Consider the following 14,828-nt stretch of genomic DNA (forward strand, 5'->3'; position numbering starts at 1 on the left):
GGCTCACCACTCCGGCTTCGGGTAGATGAGCTCGGCCTCGGCGACGTCGGCGGGGAGGACGATGGCGATCTCACCGTCGACGTACTGCTGGATGAGGTGCGCGCCGTTGGGCCGGCCGGCCTCGTCCCAGCCCAGGGTGCCGACGACGGTGTCCACCTCGTTCTCGTGGAGCCAGTCGATGAGATCCTGCTGGCAGTCGCCCTGCTCCGCGCACCCGACCGCCTCGACGGCGGCCGCGACGACCTGCCCGGCGGTGTAGGCGTTCGCCTCGTCCTCGCCGGGCTCGGCGCCGTGGAGCTCCTCGTTCGCCGCGACGAACTCCTCGTTGGAGGGGAAGGTGGCCTCGACGGTGTACCCGGTGGGCGAGAGGATGCCGTCCACCGCGCCGCCGATCGCCTCGACGAACTCGGGGTTGGTCGGGGCGGTGGAGAAGGCCGCCATGCGCGGCTGGTAGTCGAGCTGCTGCAGCGCCAGGATCATGTTGACGGCGTCCTGGTACTGGGTGCCGCCGATGACGACGTCGGGGTCGGCGTCGGCGATCTGGGCGGCGACGGCGCTCATGTCGGTCGCGTTCGGCGGGTAGACCTCGTCGACGACGATCTCGACGCCGAGCTCGGCGAGCCCGTCACGCAGGCCGTAGGCGGTGCCCTGCGCGAACGGGTCGTCCATGGCCGCGACGGCCGCGGTCTGCGGGCGCTCGTCCTCGGGCATGGCCTCGATGAAGTCGAGGAGGTAGTTGTAGTGGTCCGGGGCGATGGCCGGGGCCGCGTAGAAGATGTTCTCGAAGCCGTTCTCGAAGACCTCCGCGGCGGCCGCCGCGGGCTCGACGAAGAGCATCCCGTACTCGTCGGCGACGCGGGACGCGGGCACCACGAGGCGGGTGGAGAACGGGCCCATGACCAGGTCGACCTCGTCCTGGGCGATGAGCGACTCGTAGTCGGCCACGACGCGCGCGGCGTCGGAGGCGTCGTCGAGGATCTTCAGCTCGACCTGGCGGCCGAGCAGCCCGCCGCCGTCGTTGATGACCTTGGCCCAGGTCTCGTACCCGCGCTGGACGCCCTTGCCCGGCTCGGCGAAGTCACCGGTGAGCGGCAGCGAGATGCCGATGACGATGGGGTCGTCCCCACCCTCGGCGCCCCCGGTGGCGTCCCCGGTCCCGCCACCGGTGTCCCCGCCGCACGAGGCGAGCAGCAGGGCACCGGCGGTCGCGGCGGTGATGGCGGTCAACTTCCTTGTCGACATGGTGTCTCCTCATCAAGACGACGGCGCCGTCACCTCATCAGGACGACCACCTCAGCAAGCGCTTTCCACGCACAGTACACAGGCGGCGGGACCGCTCAAACCCACCCAGAGCACCCACGCGTCGATGTTGCCGAATTGTGACGTCAGCCACGCCCCGCGCACCGGGGGCGCAGCGAGCGCCCCGCGAGCACCGCAGAGCACGTCCGGCGCCGCCGCCGGCGCCGGCGCCGGCGCCAGCGCCGGCGACGTGACGTTGATGCTCTTCCGCCGCCGTGACCAACCGCCACGCCGTCACATCGCGAGCGGTCCGCCGGGCCCTCTCCTGCACCGAGTCCAGGAACACCGCAGGCGGACCTCGGGGCCGTCCGCCGGACCGGCGGACCGCGGCACGCCCTCAGGCCGGCCGGTTCCTCGGTGCCGGGCGCTGCCGTCCCGCGAGCACGAGCGCCGCCACGGCCAGGACGCCCTGCGCCCCGAGGAGGCCGGGCGTGACGCTCCCGCCGACCACGGCGGCCAGCAGCGGCAGCGTGCCCACGGCGACGACATCAGGACCCATGAGGAACGCCGCGCCGAGGCCGGGCGGGACCACGCCGAACGGGGTGTGCACGAGCGGTCCGGAGAAGTCCGGCAGCGGCCGGTAGGCCGCCCGCACCGCAGCCGCTGACCACACCGGCGCCACCAGCACGCCGAGGACGAGCCAGCTCCCGTCGGTGTGAGCCGCCGCGAGCAGCGCGTGCGCGACCGCGGACCACAGAACGAGGACGACGGTGGGAACCACGAGGCGCAGGCGGTGCACCTGGCGCTGGTCGAGCGGCAGGAGCGCGTCCAGGGCCGGGGCCGCGCTCGCCTCACGCGCGCCGTCGGTTGCCGCGAGGCCCGCGGCGTACCCGCCGACGACGAGCAGCCCGAGGGTGAGGACAGGCACGTCCGGACCAAGGGCAAGGGCCGGCAGGCTGCCGGCGGCCACGAGCTGGACCAACCGGCGCGGCCGGCGAAGGAGGAGCATCGCGTCGGAGGTCACGAGGGCTGCGTGCGGGGCCCAGCGCCGCGGGATCCGCGCCACCAGGCGCAGCCGGGCCGAGCGGCGAGCCGCCGGCTCGGTCACCGCGGCGAGCGCCCGGCCCAGCCCGCGGGTGTCGAGGGAGAGCACCGACCCCAGGGCCTCCGCCGAGGTCCGGCCACGCTCGCGCACGACGGATCCGCGGACCTGCCCCAGCCGGAGGTCGAGCACGACGGCGAGCGTCGTGGCGAGGGCCACCGCGGCGAACGGCAGCATCACGGCAAGGGTCGGGACCGCGGCGCGCGACGCCCCGGCGGCCGGGTCGACGCTGATCGCGTCCATGACCCGGGCCGGCCACCCCCACCACAGCCCGGCGAGACCGGCGAGGGGTACGGCGGCCAGGGCCGCGTCCGCCGCGCGCCGGGTCCGGCCGTGCACGCCGGCCGAGACCTGCGTCAGTCCCACCGCGAGGACCAGCGCCGCGGCGCCCGCTCCCCCGGTGACGGCGGCCCCGGCGAGGGCGGCAGCGCCGGGTGACGGCACCAGCACGAGTGTCGCGAGGACGGCGACCACCGCCCCGGGCAGGGCCGAGACGACGGGCCAGCGCCGTGCGGCCGGGCGCAGCAGGCCGCGCCGGTCCACCGGCAGGGGCAGCCACCACGTCGCCTCGTGGCCGGGCAGCGAGACCGGTCCCAGCCGTGCCGCGAGACCGACGAGCGCGGGCGCCCCCGCGGCCAGGACGAGCACGGCCAGCCACCGAGCGGCGGTCACCGAGGCGTCGTCGAGGAGGCTCCCACCCAGGTCGCGGCCCAGCCGGGCCGCGAGTGCGAACGCCATGGCGGTGTACATGAGAACGATGAAGCCGCCGAGGTAGACGTCGTAGAGGAGGTCGCCGAGCCGGCTCTCGGCGCGCTGGAGGCTGCGCCGGCGGGACCACCGCCGCACCGCACGGCCCGTCGGTGGTGCCGGCCGGACCCGGAGGACCTCGTTGCCCTGCCTCACAGCGCGGCGATGGCGGCCGCGCCCTCGGCGGCCGTGACCAGCCGCGAACGCTCCTCCCCCAGGACGAGGACGGCGGTCGCGGCGCCGGCGACGACGGCGGGGTCGTGGGTGGCGAGAAGGACCGCACCACCGGCCTCGCGCTCCTCGACGAGCCGCCCGACCAGCCGGTCCCGCATCCCGGCGTCCAGGCGCTGCTCGGGCTCGTCGAGGACGAGGAGCGACCGGGGTCGAGCGAACGCCGCTGCCAGGAGGAGGCGGCGGCACTGTCCGGATGACAGCGCCGCGGGCAGGGCGTCGGCCCGGGCGGTGAGGCCGAGCTCGTCCACCAGGCGGTCGACGACGTCGGCGGCGTCGGGGACGCCGTGCCCGAGGCAGGTCAGCAGGAGGTGCTCGCGCGCCGTCAACGCGGGGAAGAACACCTCGTCACCGAGGCACTGCGCGACCGCGGCCCGCTGGGCGCCGGACCGCTCGTCCACCGGTGCACCCAGGAGGTGCACCTCCCCGCGGATCGGCTCGAGCGAGCCGACGACGGTGCGCAGCAGGGTCGACTTGCCGGTCCCGTTCGCACCCACGACGGCGAGCACCTCGCCGGCACGGACGCGAAGGTCCACGGGCGGGCAGACCGGCACGGTGTACCCGACCACCAGCCGCGACGCCTCGACGGCGGAGAAATCGGACACCTCTCGATGCTACCGATCCCCTCGCCGTCGGGCCGTACAGCGCTCAGGCGGTCTGGCCCTCGTGCTCGCCCTCGGCGAGCTCCTCGACCAGCTTGTCGTTGAACGCGGGCAGGTCCTTCGGCGTCCGGCTGCTCACGAGACCGGCGTCGACGACGACCTCCTCGTCGACCCAGGTCGCCCCCGCGTTGCGCAGGTCGGTCTTGAGGCTCGGGTAGGACGTGACCGTGCGCCCGTTGAGGACGTCCGCGTCGGCCATGATCCAGCCGCCGTGGCAGATGACGCCCACCGGCTTGTGCTGCTCGAAGAACGCCCGGACCAGGGCGACGGCGTCGGCGTCCATCCGGAGCTTGTCGCCGTTGGCGACGCCCCCGGGCAGGACGAGACCGTCGAAGTCGTCGGCCTTCGCGCTGCCGACGGCGAGGTCGACGCTCGCCTCGTGGCCCTTCTTGCCGGTGATCGTGCCGGACTCCGGCGAGACCAGCACCGCCTCGGCGCCCGCGGAGGTCACGGCCTCCCAGGGTGAGGTCAGCTCGGAGTCCTCGAACCCGTTGGTCAGCAGGAAAGCGACGCGCTTGCCGGACAGCTCAGCCATGCTCTTCTCCTTCTCTCGTGCGGTACGCCTCGACGTTACGAGCCGCGCGGCGACCTCGCGCGTCGAGGCGCTCGTCGCGGCGTCCGGCGCCGACGTGCCGCGCCGGGAGGTCCGCCCGGTGGCGGCGCGCGAGAATGGCCCGATGCCCAGACCTGCCGACGACGCCCGCTGCCCGTGCCTGTCCGGCCTGGTCCACGCCGACTGCTGCGGGCCGCTCCACGCCGGGATCGCCGCCGGCGGTCCGTACGCACCGACCGCGGAGGCGCTCATGCGCTCGCGGTACAGCGCGTTCGCCGTCGGCGACGCCCCCTACCTGCTCGCGACGTGGCACCCCTCGACCCGCCCGGACCACCTGAAGCTGGACGACGACGTCGAGTGGCGCCGCCTCGACGTCGTGCGGACGTCGGCGGGCGGCCCGTTCGACGACGCCGGCGTCGTGGAGTTCGTGGCCCACCACCGCGGCACGGACGGGCGCGGCCGGCTGCACGAGGTGAGCCGGTTCGTCCGGGAGGGCGGACGCTGGTTCTACGTCGCCGGCGATCGCGTCAGCTGATCCGACCGCGACCCGCACCACCGACCGCAACCGGCACCACCGACGACCTCCGCCCCGCGCAGGTGACCGCCGCGCCCGGAACGAGCCCGCGCCGGCCCGCTCAGTCTCAGGCGAGCTGGACCGTGGTCAGGCAGGTGGGGTCCTCCGCGCCGGTGCCGATGGCGGTCTCGGCCGTCTTGCCGTCGTAGGAGACCGTCAGGGTCGCCTCGATGTCCCGCGGCAGCCAGAAGCCGGTGAACCCGTTGTCGAAGGTGGTCACCGTCTCGTCCACGAGGACGTCGCCGGTGGCGTCGTCCACGATGCTCACCTGCACCTCCTCGCCGCCGAGCTCGCCCTTGCAGGTGGTGAGGGAGTGGTAGAAGCACTCGTGCGTCTGGTCGACGTACGGGGCGACGGAGAGGTAGAACCGGTCGTCGGGCAGGTCGACGGCGACCTCCTGGTCGGCGTCGGTCAGGACCAGCTGGTCCACGCGCACCGACGCCATGAGCTCGGTCGAGCGCTCGGTCAGCGCCACCCGGTCGAGCTCGTCGACGATCGCCGCGGCGTCGAGGTCCGCCAGGTCGTGCTCGGCGAGCAGCGCCTCGACGTCGGCCGCCGGCGCCCCAGCGGTGGCGGCGGCCGTCGCGGGCGGTGTGGGCTCCTCGGCCGCGCCGGCACACCCGGCGAGCAGCACCAGCGCCCCGGCAGCGGCCGCAACGAGTCGTTTCATGGTTGTCTCTCCGATCCGCCCGAAGGGCGCAAATGCCGACCTTTCCGGCAAGCCTGCCATCGACCCCGCCGCGCCATCTGGGTCCAAGGGCTCATCCGCGGTCCGTGCGTCCACAGGCGCGCAGTGCGGGCTCCCGGTCCGCGCCCATCCTCGACGATGATGACGCTCATGAGCGAATTCGCGGGGTTCCCGCTGTGGGGGGCGCAGTTCTACGCCGAGCTCGAGCGCCACAACTCGCGAGAGTTCTGGGCCGGGCACAAGGAACGGTGGGAGAGGGAGGTCCGCGACCCGATGCGCGCGCTGGTCGCCGCGCTCGAGCCGGAGTTCGGCCCCGCGACGGTGTTCCGCCCGCACCGGGACGTACGGTTCAGCGTCGACAAGTCGCCGTACAAGACGCATCAGGGCGCGATCGCCGGGCCCGCCCGCGGGCTGGGGTACTACGTCCAGCTCGACGCCGACGGTCTCAGCGTCGGCGGCGGGTTCCGCGCCCACTCCCCCGCCCAGACCGACCGGTACCGCCGCGCGGTCGACGCCGACGACGACGGCGCGCTGCCGGCGATCGTCGCCACCCTCGAGGGCCAGGGGTACGAGGTGATGGGCGCGTCTCTCAAGACGCGGCCCCGCGGCTACCCGGCGGACCACCCTCGCATCGAGCTGCTGCGGCGCAAGGAGGTCATGGCGCTCAGGAACGTCGGCGTCCCGGCCTGGCTGCCGTCCGCCGACGCCCTCGACCACGTCCGCGCGATGTGGTCGCAGCTGCGTCCGCTCGCGCAGTGGGCGATCGAGCACGTGGGCCCCGCGGCGGACGAGGTGCCCGCCGGCCGGTAGCGCGGACGCCCCGTCCCGCCGCAGGCCCGCAGGAGCCGTCCCTGCTGCACGCCCGCAAGGGCCCTCCCGGGGGCTGCGGCCGGCCGGTCAGGCCCCCGCCGCCTCAGAACAGCGCCGGCTGAGCCGGCTCGACGGCGGGTGGCGGCGCCGCCTCCTGGCCCGTGCGGGTCCAGCGCCGTTGCGGGCGACTGTCGAACCCGTGCTTCCGGCGCACCCGGCCCGCCCGTTCACCGAGCCACGTGCGGTACTCCGTCGAGGCGTAGGAGCCCGAGCCGTACAGGCGCCGGTAGCCCGGGACCAGCTCGGGGTACGCACGGCCGAGCCAGGCGAGGAACCACTCACGCGCACCGGGGCGCAGGTGCAGGGCGCCGGTGGTGACATCGGCGGCCCCCGCGTCGGCGAGCGCGGCGAACAGCGCGTCGAGCTGGTCGTCGGAGTCGGTGAGCCACGGCAGGATCGGCATCGCGAGCACGGTGCACTCCAGGCCGGCGTCGGTCACCGCCCGGACGAGGTCCAGCCGCGCCTTCGGGGTGGGTGTCCCCGGCTCGACGCGCTGCTGGAGGTCGGGGTCGATGAGCGCCAGGGAGACCGCCACCGAGACCGGCACCGTCCGCGCGGCCTCGACCAGCAGCGGCAGGTCCCGCTTGAGCAGCGGTCCCTTCGTGAGGATGGAGAAGGGCGTGCCGGACTCCGCGAGCGCCGTGATGATCCCGGGCATCAGCCTGTAGCGGCCCTCGGCGCGCATGTACGGGTCGGAGTTCGTACCCAGGGCGACGTGCTCACGCTGCCACGAGGGCCGGGCGAGCTCCTTGCGGAGCACGCCGGCGACGTTGGTCTTCACGACGATCTGGGTGTCGAAGTCCTTGCCCGCGTCGAGGTCGAGGTACTCGTGGGTGCGCCGCGCGAAGCAGTACGTGCACCGGTGCAGGCAGCCCCGGGTGGGGTTGATGGTCCACGAGAACGGCACCTGGGAGGCGGCGGGCACCCGGTTGAGGGCGCTCCTGCACAGCACCTCGTGGAAGGTCACCCCGTCGAAGTCCGGCGTGCGGACGCTGCGGACGAGCCCGGCGAGCGGCACGAGCGCCGTCTCGTCCGCGACCTTCAGCTGGCGCGACTCCCATCTCATGACCCCCATTCGAACACACTTACGACACGACGTCGAGCACTCGCCGTCAGCCGGACAGGTCCAGCAGGTACCGGTGCCCGCACCGACGGTGACCGTCCCCTCGCCCACCGCCCCGGCGACGCGCTTGACCGACCCCGTCGGACGTCTCCCGCGGCGAAGACGCCGGGCAGGCTCGTCTCGACGGCGCCCCGCCCGAGGTCGCGGCCGGTGAGGACGTAGCCCTGCTCGTCCAGCTCGACGGTGCCGGCCAGCCAGTCCGTTCGCGGCTCGGCACCCATGAGCACGAAGAGCGCCGCGGTCGGCACCTCCTGCCGGTCGCCGTCGGGCCCCTGCACCACGACGCTGTCGAGGCGCTCCGCTCCCCCGCCCCGAGCACCCTGGTCCCGGCCAGCACGGAGATGTTCGCAGTCGCCTCGATCTGCCGGAGCAGGTAGTCCGACATGCTCGCTGCCAGGGACTGCCCGCGCACGAGCATCGTCACGTGCCGGGCGAACCTCGCCAGGTGCAGGGCGGCTGCCCGGCGGAGTTCGCGCCACCGACGACGTGGACGTCGTGCCCCCCGATGGCCGGCGCCTCGACCCCGGCCGCGCCGTAGTACACCCCGGCCCCGACGAGACGCTCGAGATCGGTGCCGCCCAGGCGCCGGTAGGTCACGGCGGAGGCGAGAACCGCGTAGTCGGGGCCGAAGCGACGGGCCAGCGCCGCGCGGGTGCGCCCGGCGGTCGTCGTCGTGCGCGTCGAAGACGACGATCACGGGTGCGGCGGGGGTCATCGCGCGGCCACCGCCCCGCCCAGGGACCGCACGGCGGCCACCCCGACGGCGGAGCCGAGCACGGCGAGGACTAGCAGCACGGTCACGAGGCCGAACATCAATGACGTCGGCGCTCAGGGTGAAGATCTCGTGTCATGCCCGGAACTGTCCCGGGCGCGGCTGACGCCAGGCCGGGATGTCGTAGCCCTCCTCCCACGGGAACCGACCCGACCGGTCGTCCACGGTCAGATGGAGCACCGGCACGGAGTACTCAGCCGGCCGTCGGTAGTGGACGTTGGCCGCATAGACGATCTCCCCAGGGTTGGGTGACTCCTCGACGAAGAGCCGGTGCGGCCACTCCTCGAAGGTGACCACCTCGCCGTGGACGAGCTGGCGCCCGCCGTAGACCTGCTTCGCCAGGTCGTTGAGCACCCCGGCGGCGTTGTCCATGTTCAGCCCGAGCACGAGCAGCTCCGGATGACCGATCCCGAACAGTCCCACGGTGTAGCAGAAGGGCGGCCGTTCCCCTGCCGGATCGCCGAAGACGTACTCCAGGTGCACCCCGTGCTCGCGCACGTGCTGGGCGACGAGCTGCTCCTGCTGGTCGAGCCATGCCCCGACGGCCGGGTCCCCCACACCTGTCATGCGCCGCTCCCTTCCTCCACCACGACGCTAGGTGGCAGGAGCCGCCCGCTCGCCGGTGATCCACAGCGTGTCCCCGCGGTCACCGGCTGTCCCCAGGCGGACGGCGCCACCCGGAACCCCGGACCACCATCGGTAGGGATGACGGTGCCGAGCTCGACCGCGCAGGAAGGTGGCTACACTCATGAGCATCATTCGCGCCACAAGGAGTGGGCCCATGGATGTGGGAGTACGCCAGCTGCGCGACGCACTCAGCCGGTACCTCACTGAGGTCAAGGCCGGGCGGACGGTCACGGTCACCGAGCACGGCCGCCCGGTGGCCCGAATCGTTCCGGTCGCCCGACCGACCCGCCTGGAGCAGCTGCGCCGCGAGGGCCGAGTCCAGCCGGCCCGCCGCGTCAAGCAACCCGCGCCCGACCCGGTCTCTACCGAGGGTCCCCTGAGTGATCTCATCGCCGAGCAGCGACGTTGATGATCGGGTACCTGGACACGTCGGCGTTCGTGCCCCTGCTGGTCGAGGAGCCGACGAGCACAGCCTGCCGCCGCTTCTGGGACGATGCGGACACGCTGGTCAGCACTCGCCTCCTCCACGTCGAGACGAGCGCGGCGCTCGCGCTGGCCCAGCGGATCGGTCGGCTCGGTCCGGGTCAGCTCTCCCGCTGCCGGTCCGTCCTGGAGGAGCTGTGGGAGGCGGTCGAGGTGCTCGAGCTGGACGTCGAGCTGATGCGCGCGGCGTCCAGACATGCCGGCGACCACGCACTTCGCGGCGACGACGCCCTCCACTGCGCCGCGGCCTGGCTGGTCAACGACACCGACGTGGTCGCCGCGACCGGCGACAGGCAGCTCCTGAGGGCCTGGTCGGACCTCGGGGTGGCGACCTACGACACCACCGGCTGACGCAGCACGGGACGGCGACCAGCGACTGCCGTGAGAGCACCCGGGGGCAGCTCAATGCCGGCGCTCCACGGGCGTCACGCCACAGCTGCGAGCCCGCCGAGCTGCTCGAGCCGCGCCACGCCGGGTGCACCATAGGTCCGTAGCCGCTCGTGCGCGTCGTCCAGCGCGGCGGAGCTGGGGTACCCGGGCGGGATGCGCGCCGGGTTGAGCGCGGTGCTGTTCGCCCACTCCTTGATGTCCGGCTCGGCACCGAACGCCAGGGAGGACCGCCTCCCCAGGACGTTCATCGCCGCCCAGTCGGTGAGCGTGTTGGCGTACGGGGTCGGCGGGCACAGCCGGTTCTTCTCGCCGTCAGCGGTCCGCGTGGCCTCCACGTACCCGGCCAGGGCCGCCCCGAAGCAGGGGAAGCCCACCCGGATCGGCTGCAGGGTGATCGCGGCGGGTCCCCAGATCGGCACGAGCGGCGGGTACTTCAGCCCCGACGCCGCGCAGTGCACGACCAGTGCGTCCTTCGCCGTCGTCACCGTCCCGTCGTCGAGGACGACGCGCCCCGGCTCGACCCGCCGGATGTGTCCCAGCCGCACCACCTGCTCGATCGTGCGCAGCAGGTCGAGCTCCCAGGTGGCGAGCGTCGGCGTCTTCGCCATCGTCGGTGTCACCGACCGGTCGATCCGCAGCATGACGCCGGCGTCCTCGAGCCGGCGGAAGAGGTCGTCGAGGGACGTGGCCGCCGCGGCGGCGGCCATGACGTCGGCCACCATGCCCGTGAAGACCGCCGGGTCCGGCTGGATGACGGCCCGGTTGAGCATCCAGGGGTCGCGCGGACGTATCCAGCAGATCGCGTCCGGGTCGACGCCGTGCGCGAGCAGCCACACGCAGGCGTCCGTCGCGGTCTTCCCGGACCCGACGACGACGTACTGGCTCGGCGCCTCGGTCAGCCGGGCGAGGTCGTTGACCGGGCGCACCCGCGCGCCGTCGGCGACCTCGAACGGTGGCGGCGTGTCCGCCGGGATGTCCGGGGCGAGGTAGCGCGCGTCGACGACCCGGCACCCCGGCCGCACCTCGAGCCGCTTGCCGGACACCCGCGAGACGATCTGCCCGTCACCGAGGTACTCGCAGGCGGCCAGGACTTCGACCTTGTCCGAGGTCACCATCGCCTCGCGCACCCGCCCGTAGTACGCGCAGATCTCCGCGACGGTGGCACGCTCCTGCAGGCCGGTCTCCGGCCCGTGGTCCTGCACCCGCCCGCTGCCCAGCAGCGTCGAGGCGACGCCGTAGAACGCCGAGGCCTGGTGCAGGCGGACGAACGGGTAGGCGTCGAGCCAGTGCCCGCCGACGTCGTGGCGCCGGTCGACGACGGCGACGCGCACGTCCGCGTGGTCGGTGAGCGCGTCGGTGAACGCCATGCCGCTGGCCCCCGCCCCCACCACGAGGTAGTCGGCGTCCACGGTCGGGACCATGGGACAACGGAACCACCGCGGGCGCGGCGTGTACAGGGCTGGACGGCTTCGCGGTGGTCCGGGTCCGTGCCCCGACCGGTTCGTCCCCGGAGGCGGTACGGACCTCAGCTCGCCCCGGCGCGGGTGGCGACCTCGCCGATGATCTCCGCCAGCTCCCGCGGACGCGACCACATCGGCCAGTGGCTGGTCGGCAGGTCGATCCACGTCGCGTCGCGGATCTCCGGGACGCCCGCCACGAACGCCCAGTCGGGATGCTCGGCCGCCGCGGTCCGGTACTGCTCGGCGGTGAAGCCCGTGCAGATGAAGGTGCTGGGGATGTCCCGCCGGGCGTCGTTCGTCAGGTCCAGGCTCTCCCGGACGAGGCTGCCCGGTTCGGGCACCGCGCGCCGGCGGAAGGTGTCCTTCTGCTCCTCGGTGAGGCCGTCGAGGTTCTCCTCCTCCTCGATCTCGGACCAGACCATCGGCTTCTCCACGCCGGCGAAGTCGGGGTCGAGGGCGCCCTTGCCCGGCGCGGTGTCGACGTAGACCACGGCCGCGATCCGGTCCGGGATGCGGTCGCTGACGGCGTAGCCCGAGAAGCCGGCGGCGCTGTGGACCGCCAGGACGACCGGGGAGTCCTTCGCCTCGACCGCGGCGCAGATCGCGTCCACGTGGTCGGTGAAGGTGACGGCGGACCGGTCCGCGTCGGACGACTCGAGGCCCGGCAGGGTGAGGGCGGTGACGTCGTGCCCGGCCGCGCGGAGCGTCTCGGCCACCTCGTCCCACGCCCATGCCCCGAGCCAGAAGCCCGGGACCAGGATGATCGGCGCTGCCTGCGTGTTCGTCCTCGTCATGTCACTCCCTCGTGATGGTCCTGCGGCCGGCCGCGGCCAGGCGTCCACGATGGCCGGTGCGGGCCCGGATGTCGATGGCTGGTGCGGGCCCGGGTGTCGATGGCCCGGACGCGCGTCGCGCTCGGGCGGCCAGGGAACAGCGGTGGATCCCTGCCACGCCGCCGTCAGGACACCACGATCTCTCGCTCCGCCGGGACCCGTGCGGTGCCGTCCGAGCCCAGGAACGCCAGCGGGACGCCGCGGGCTCGCGGCCAGTCGGCGGAGTCGGACACCTGGACGTGCACGTGCGGCTCGGTGCTGTTGCCGGAGTTCCCGCACTCGCCCAGCAGCTCCCCCACCTCGACCCGCTGTCCCGGGTCCACCCGGACCGATTCCCGGCGCAGGTGCGCGAGAACCACGTACGGACCCTCGGGCCCCACGGCGATGACCACGCGGTTGCCGGCGAGGGAGTCCACCCCGGCCCGGGCGCGCGCCGGCTGGCCGAGCGCGTACCGGACGAGGGCGAGCTGCGACCGGCGTCCCTCGTGGTCGGGCATCGTGTCCGCGGCCTCCACCACGGTGCCGGCGACCGGCGCGGTGATCGGCAGGCCGAAGCCGACGTAGGTCTCGGGCGGTTCGGTCGCGACCACGGTCCGCCACGTGATCGGGCCGGACCGGCCCCGTGCGTCGACCGCGACGAAGTCGATCGCGTGGGAGGTCCCGAACAGCGCCGTGCCGTGGCTGGGGACCCGCCGTGCCGGGCTGTTCTCGGTGCGCCAGCGGCCGCTGAACGGGTAGGCAAGGACCAGCGGCCGGGCGTGGGGTGCCACGCTCACGTCGTCAGGCTGACACACGCGGCTCGGGGACCCTCAGTGCCCGAACGCCTCCGCCAGCCACCACGCCGGCTCGTCGGCCACCACCTTGGCGTCGATCAGCAGCGGCCGGTCCCGGGGGCCGGCCACCCACGCGGCCACGGCTCCGAGGTCCGCGGGCCCGCGCACCGTCACGGCGTCGAACCCGTAGCCCGCGCCGACGGCGGCGACGTCCGTGGGCGGGAACGTCACCGGGCCCAGGGGCTCGCCGGCGAAGTGGTGCACCTCGGCGCCGTAGGCGTCGTCGTTGTAGACCACCACCACCATGGGCAGGCCGAGCCTGCGCACGGTGTCCAGCTCTGCGGCGCCCATGAGTGCCCCGCCGTCGCCGAGCGCGGCGACCGGCAGCCGGTCCGGCTCGGCGAGGGCCGCGCCGATGGCGCTGGACAGTCCCAGCCCGATGGACTGGAAGGCCTGCGTGAAGCAGAACCCCCGCTCGTCGGGGACACGGAGGAACATCGACGGGTAGCCCATGAAGTTCCCGGAGTCGACGGCGACGACGCGCTCGGCGGGCAGGAGGTCGTCCAGGGCGATGGTGAGCGTGCGCGGGTCGATCCGGTCGCCGGTGGAGCGGTCCTCGAACGTGACGTCCCGCCACCGCCGGCCGGCGGAGAGCCGCGCACGCACGTCTGACGTGCGGTACCCGGCCGTGCCGTGCCCCTCGACGTTCGCGGCCGCGGTCCCCCTGTCCGGCGCACCGCCGAGCACGGCGCGCGCCGCGGTCGCGGTGACCGCCACGTCCCCGACGACCCCGAGGTCGAGCAATCGGTGGACCCCGAGCGCCTCGGTGGTGTCGTCGACCTGGATCACGGTGGCGCCGTCGGCGATGAGCCGGCCGTGGCGCATCGTCCACATGTTCAGCGCGCACCCCCACCCGATGAGGAGGTCGGCGCCGGCCACCAGCTCAGCCACCACGGGCGAGGAGAAGCCGCCGGAGACGTCGAGGTCCCAGTCCTCGCCCCGGAAGAGCCCCTTGGCGACGGCGGAGGTCGCCAGCAGCGCACCGCACGTCTCCCCCAGCGCCGTCAGCGCCTCCCGGGCCGCGACGGAGCGAGCGCCCCGGCCCGCCACGAACACCGGGCGCTCGGCTGCCCGCAGCGCCGCGACGAGCCGCTCGAGGTCTGCCGCGGACGGTGCCGGCGGGTCCGGTGCAGCGGGCAGCGGCGGGATCTCGACGTCGCCGACCTCGAGGTCCGCGACGTCGAGCGGGAGGTTGACCAGCACCGTGCGCCGGCCGTGCAGCGCGGTCGCGACGGCAGCAACGGCGTCGGCGGCCGCGGTGCCGGCCCCGACGCGCATCGGCACCGCCCCGACCGCGCGGGCGAGCGCGTCCTGGTCGACGTGGAAGTTCGACGTCGGCGCGGTCGCCTCGGCCGCGAGGACGACGAGCGGGGTGCGCGACTTCGCAGCCTCGGCGATCCCGGTCATGGCGTTCGTCAGGCCGCACCCCTGGTGCACGGACACGGCGGCGACCGACCCCGCGGTGCGGGCGTAGGCGTCGCCCATGGTGGCCGCACCACCCTCGTGACGGGCGGCGACGAACCGCGCACCGGCGTCGATCATCGCGTTGGTCGTCCGGAAGTTCCCGGAGCCCACCACCCCGAAGACGTGGTCGACGCCCGAGCGCACCAGCGCCCGGCCGACCACCTCGGCGACCCGCAC

Annotated in this window: 17 protein-coding genes; 4 read left to right on the forward strand and 13 right to left on the reverse strand. The window is 74.1% G+C overall.

The window, feature by feature from the left end; all coding sequences use genetic code 11:
- Positions 1-3: 3 nt before the first annotated feature.
- The 4 genes from EDD32_RS17190 to EDD32_RS17205 all read right to left on the reverse strand — a co-directional run bounded on the left by EDD32_RS17190 (position 4) and on the right by EDD32_RS17205 (position 4,516).
- On the reverse strand, positions 4-1,242 hold the full coding sequence (locus EDD32_RS17190; RefSeq protein WP_123919465.1) for an amino acid ABC transporter substrate-binding protein: 1,239 nt from the start codon (positions 1,240-1,242) through the stop codon (positions 4-6).
- A 394-nt stretch (positions 1,243-1,636) separates the two neighbouring features.
- The gene (locus tag EDD32_RS17195) at positions 1,637-3,244 is read right to left on the reverse strand and encodes a DUF6297 family protein (RefSeq protein WP_123919467.1); all 1,608 of its coding nucleotides are present in this window, start codon (positions 3,242-3,244) and stop codon (positions 1,637-1,639) included.
- Positions 3,241-3,924 (reverse strand): ABC transporter ATP-binding protein, encoded by a 684-nt coding sequence (locus EDD32_RS17200; protein WP_123919469.1) that lies wholly within the window; start codon positions 3,922-3,924, stop codon positions 3,241-3,243. The genes EDD32_RS17195 and EDD32_RS17200 overlap by 4 nt, the downstream gene beginning before the upstream one ends.
- 43 nt (positions 3,925-3,967) lie before the next feature.
- The gene (locus EDD32_RS17205) at positions 3,968-4,516 is read right to left on the reverse strand and encodes a type 1 glutamine amidotransferase domain-containing protein (protein ID WP_123919471.1); all 549 of its coding nucleotides are present in this window, start codon (positions 4,514-4,516) and stop codon (positions 3,968-3,970) included.
- Between the two features lie 142 nt (positions 4,517-4,658).
- On the opposite strand from EDD32_RS17205, the gene EDD32_RS17210 reads away from it, so the two are divergent.
- Positions 4,659-5,069 carry a YchJ family protein gene (locus EDD32_RS17210; protein WP_123919473.1) on the forward strand — a complete coding sequence of 137 codons (411 nt, stop codon included), beginning with the start codon at positions 4,659-4,661 and terminating at the stop codon, positions 5,067-5,069.
- Between the two features lie 106 nt (positions 5,070-5,175).
- Here the strand turns inward: EDD32_RS17210 and EDD32_RS17215 are convergent, their stop codons facing one another.
- Positions 5,176-5,778 (reverse strand): CueP family metal-binding protein, encoded by a 603-nt coding sequence (locus EDD32_RS17215; protein ID WP_123919475.1) that lies wholly within the window; start codon positions 5,776-5,778, stop codon positions 5,176-5,178.
- A 168-nt stretch (positions 5,779-5,946) separates the two neighbouring features.
- On the opposite strand from EDD32_RS17215, the gene EDD32_RS17220 reads away from it, so the two are divergent.
- Positions 5,947-6,606 (forward strand): DUF2461 domain-containing protein, encoded by a 660-nt coding sequence (locus EDD32_RS17220; RefSeq protein WP_123919477.1) that lies wholly within the window; start codon positions 5,947-5,949, stop codon positions 6,604-6,606.
- A gap of 103 nt (positions 6,607-6,709) precedes the next feature.
- On the opposite strand, the gene EDD32_RS17225 is transcribed toward EDD32_RS17220, so the two are convergent.
- The 4 genes from EDD32_RS17225 to EDD32_RS17235 all read right to left on the reverse strand — a co-directional run bounded on the left by EDD32_RS17225 (position 6,710) and on the right by EDD32_RS17235 (position 9,128).
- Complete coding sequence (locus EDD32_RS17225; RefSeq protein WP_123919479.1) at positions 6,710-7,732, reverse strand: Rv2578c family radical SAM protein; 1,023 nt, start codon at positions 7,730-7,732, stop codon at positions 6,710-6,712.
- Positions 7,729-8,268 carry an FAD-dependent oxidoreductase gene (locus tag EDD32_RS20055; RefSeq protein WP_425459490.1) on the reverse strand — a complete coding sequence of 180 codons (540 nt, stop codon included), beginning with the start codon at positions 8,266-8,268 and terminating at the stop codon, positions 7,729-7,731. Before EDD32_RS20055 ends, EDD32_RS17225 begins: the two co-directional genes overlap by 4 nt.
- On the reverse strand, positions 8,210-8,386 hold the full coding sequence (locus EDD32_RS18965; RefSeq protein ID WP_170175341.1) for a hypothetical protein: 177 nt from the start codon (positions 8,384-8,386) through the stop codon (positions 8,210-8,212). The genes EDD32_RS20055 and EDD32_RS18965 overlap by 59 nt, the downstream gene beginning before the upstream one ends.
- A 250-nt stretch (positions 8,387-8,636) precedes the next feature.
- Positions 8,637-9,128: a DUF4262 domain-containing protein gene (locus tag EDD32_RS17235; protein ID WP_123919483.1), complete on the reverse strand. Its 492-nt coding sequence runs from the start codon at positions 9,126-9,128 to the stop codon at positions 8,637-8,639.
- Between the two features lie 214 nt (positions 9,129-9,342).
- Here EDD32_RS17235 and EDD32_RS17240 point away from each other — a divergent pair, with 214 nt between their 5' ends.
- Together EDD32_RS17240 and EDD32_RS17245 are read left to right on the forward strand one after the other, a co-directional pair.
- Positions 9,343-9,597 (forward strand): type II toxin-antitoxin system Phd/YefM family antitoxin, encoded by a 255-nt coding sequence (locus tag EDD32_RS17240; protein ID WP_123919485.1) that lies wholly within the window; start codon positions 9,343-9,345, stop codon positions 9,595-9,597.
- On the forward strand, positions 9,597-10,022 hold the full coding sequence (locus EDD32_RS17245) for a type II toxin-antitoxin system VapC family toxin (RefSeq protein WP_123919487.1): 426 nt from the start codon (positions 9,597-9,599) through the stop codon (positions 10,020-10,022). The genes EDD32_RS17240 and EDD32_RS17245 overlap by 1 nt, the downstream gene beginning before the upstream one ends.
- A 74-nt stretch (positions 10,023-10,096) precedes the next feature.
- Here EDD32_RS17245 and EDD32_RS17250 read toward each other — a convergent pair whose 3' ends face one another.
- The 4 genes from EDD32_RS17250 to EDD32_RS17265 form a co-directional block, all read right to left on the reverse strand.
- Complete coding sequence (locus EDD32_RS17250) at positions 10,097-11,482, reverse strand: NAD(P)-binding protein (RefSeq protein WP_123919489.1); 1,386 nt, start codon at positions 11,480-11,482, stop codon at positions 10,097-10,099.
- A 104-nt stretch (positions 11,483-11,586) separates the two neighbouring features.
- Positions 11,587-12,315, reverse strand: a complete 729-nt coding sequence (locus EDD32_RS17255) for an alpha/beta fold hydrolase (protein ID WP_123919491.1) — start codon at positions 12,313-12,315, stop codon at positions 11,587-11,589.
- A 164-nt stretch (positions 12,316-12,479) separates the two neighbouring features.
- Positions 12,480-13,130 carry a M23 family metallopeptidase gene (locus EDD32_RS17260; RefSeq protein WP_246006201.1) on the reverse strand — a complete coding sequence of 217 codons (651 nt, stop codon included), beginning with the start codon at positions 13,128-13,130 and terminating at the stop codon, positions 12,480-12,482.
- A 33-nt stretch (positions 13,131-13,163) separates the two neighbouring features.
- Positions 13,164-14,828 (reverse strand): thiamine pyrophosphate-binding protein, encoded by a 1,665-nt coding sequence (locus EDD32_RS17265; protein ID WP_123919493.1) that lies wholly within the window; start codon positions 14,826-14,828, stop codon positions 13,164-13,166.

The sequence above is a fragment of the Georgenia muralis genome, from assembly GCF_003814705.1.
Taxonomy (GTDB): domain Bacteria; phylum Actinomycetota; class Actinomycetes; order Actinomycetales; family Actinomycetaceae; genus Georgenia; species Georgenia muralis.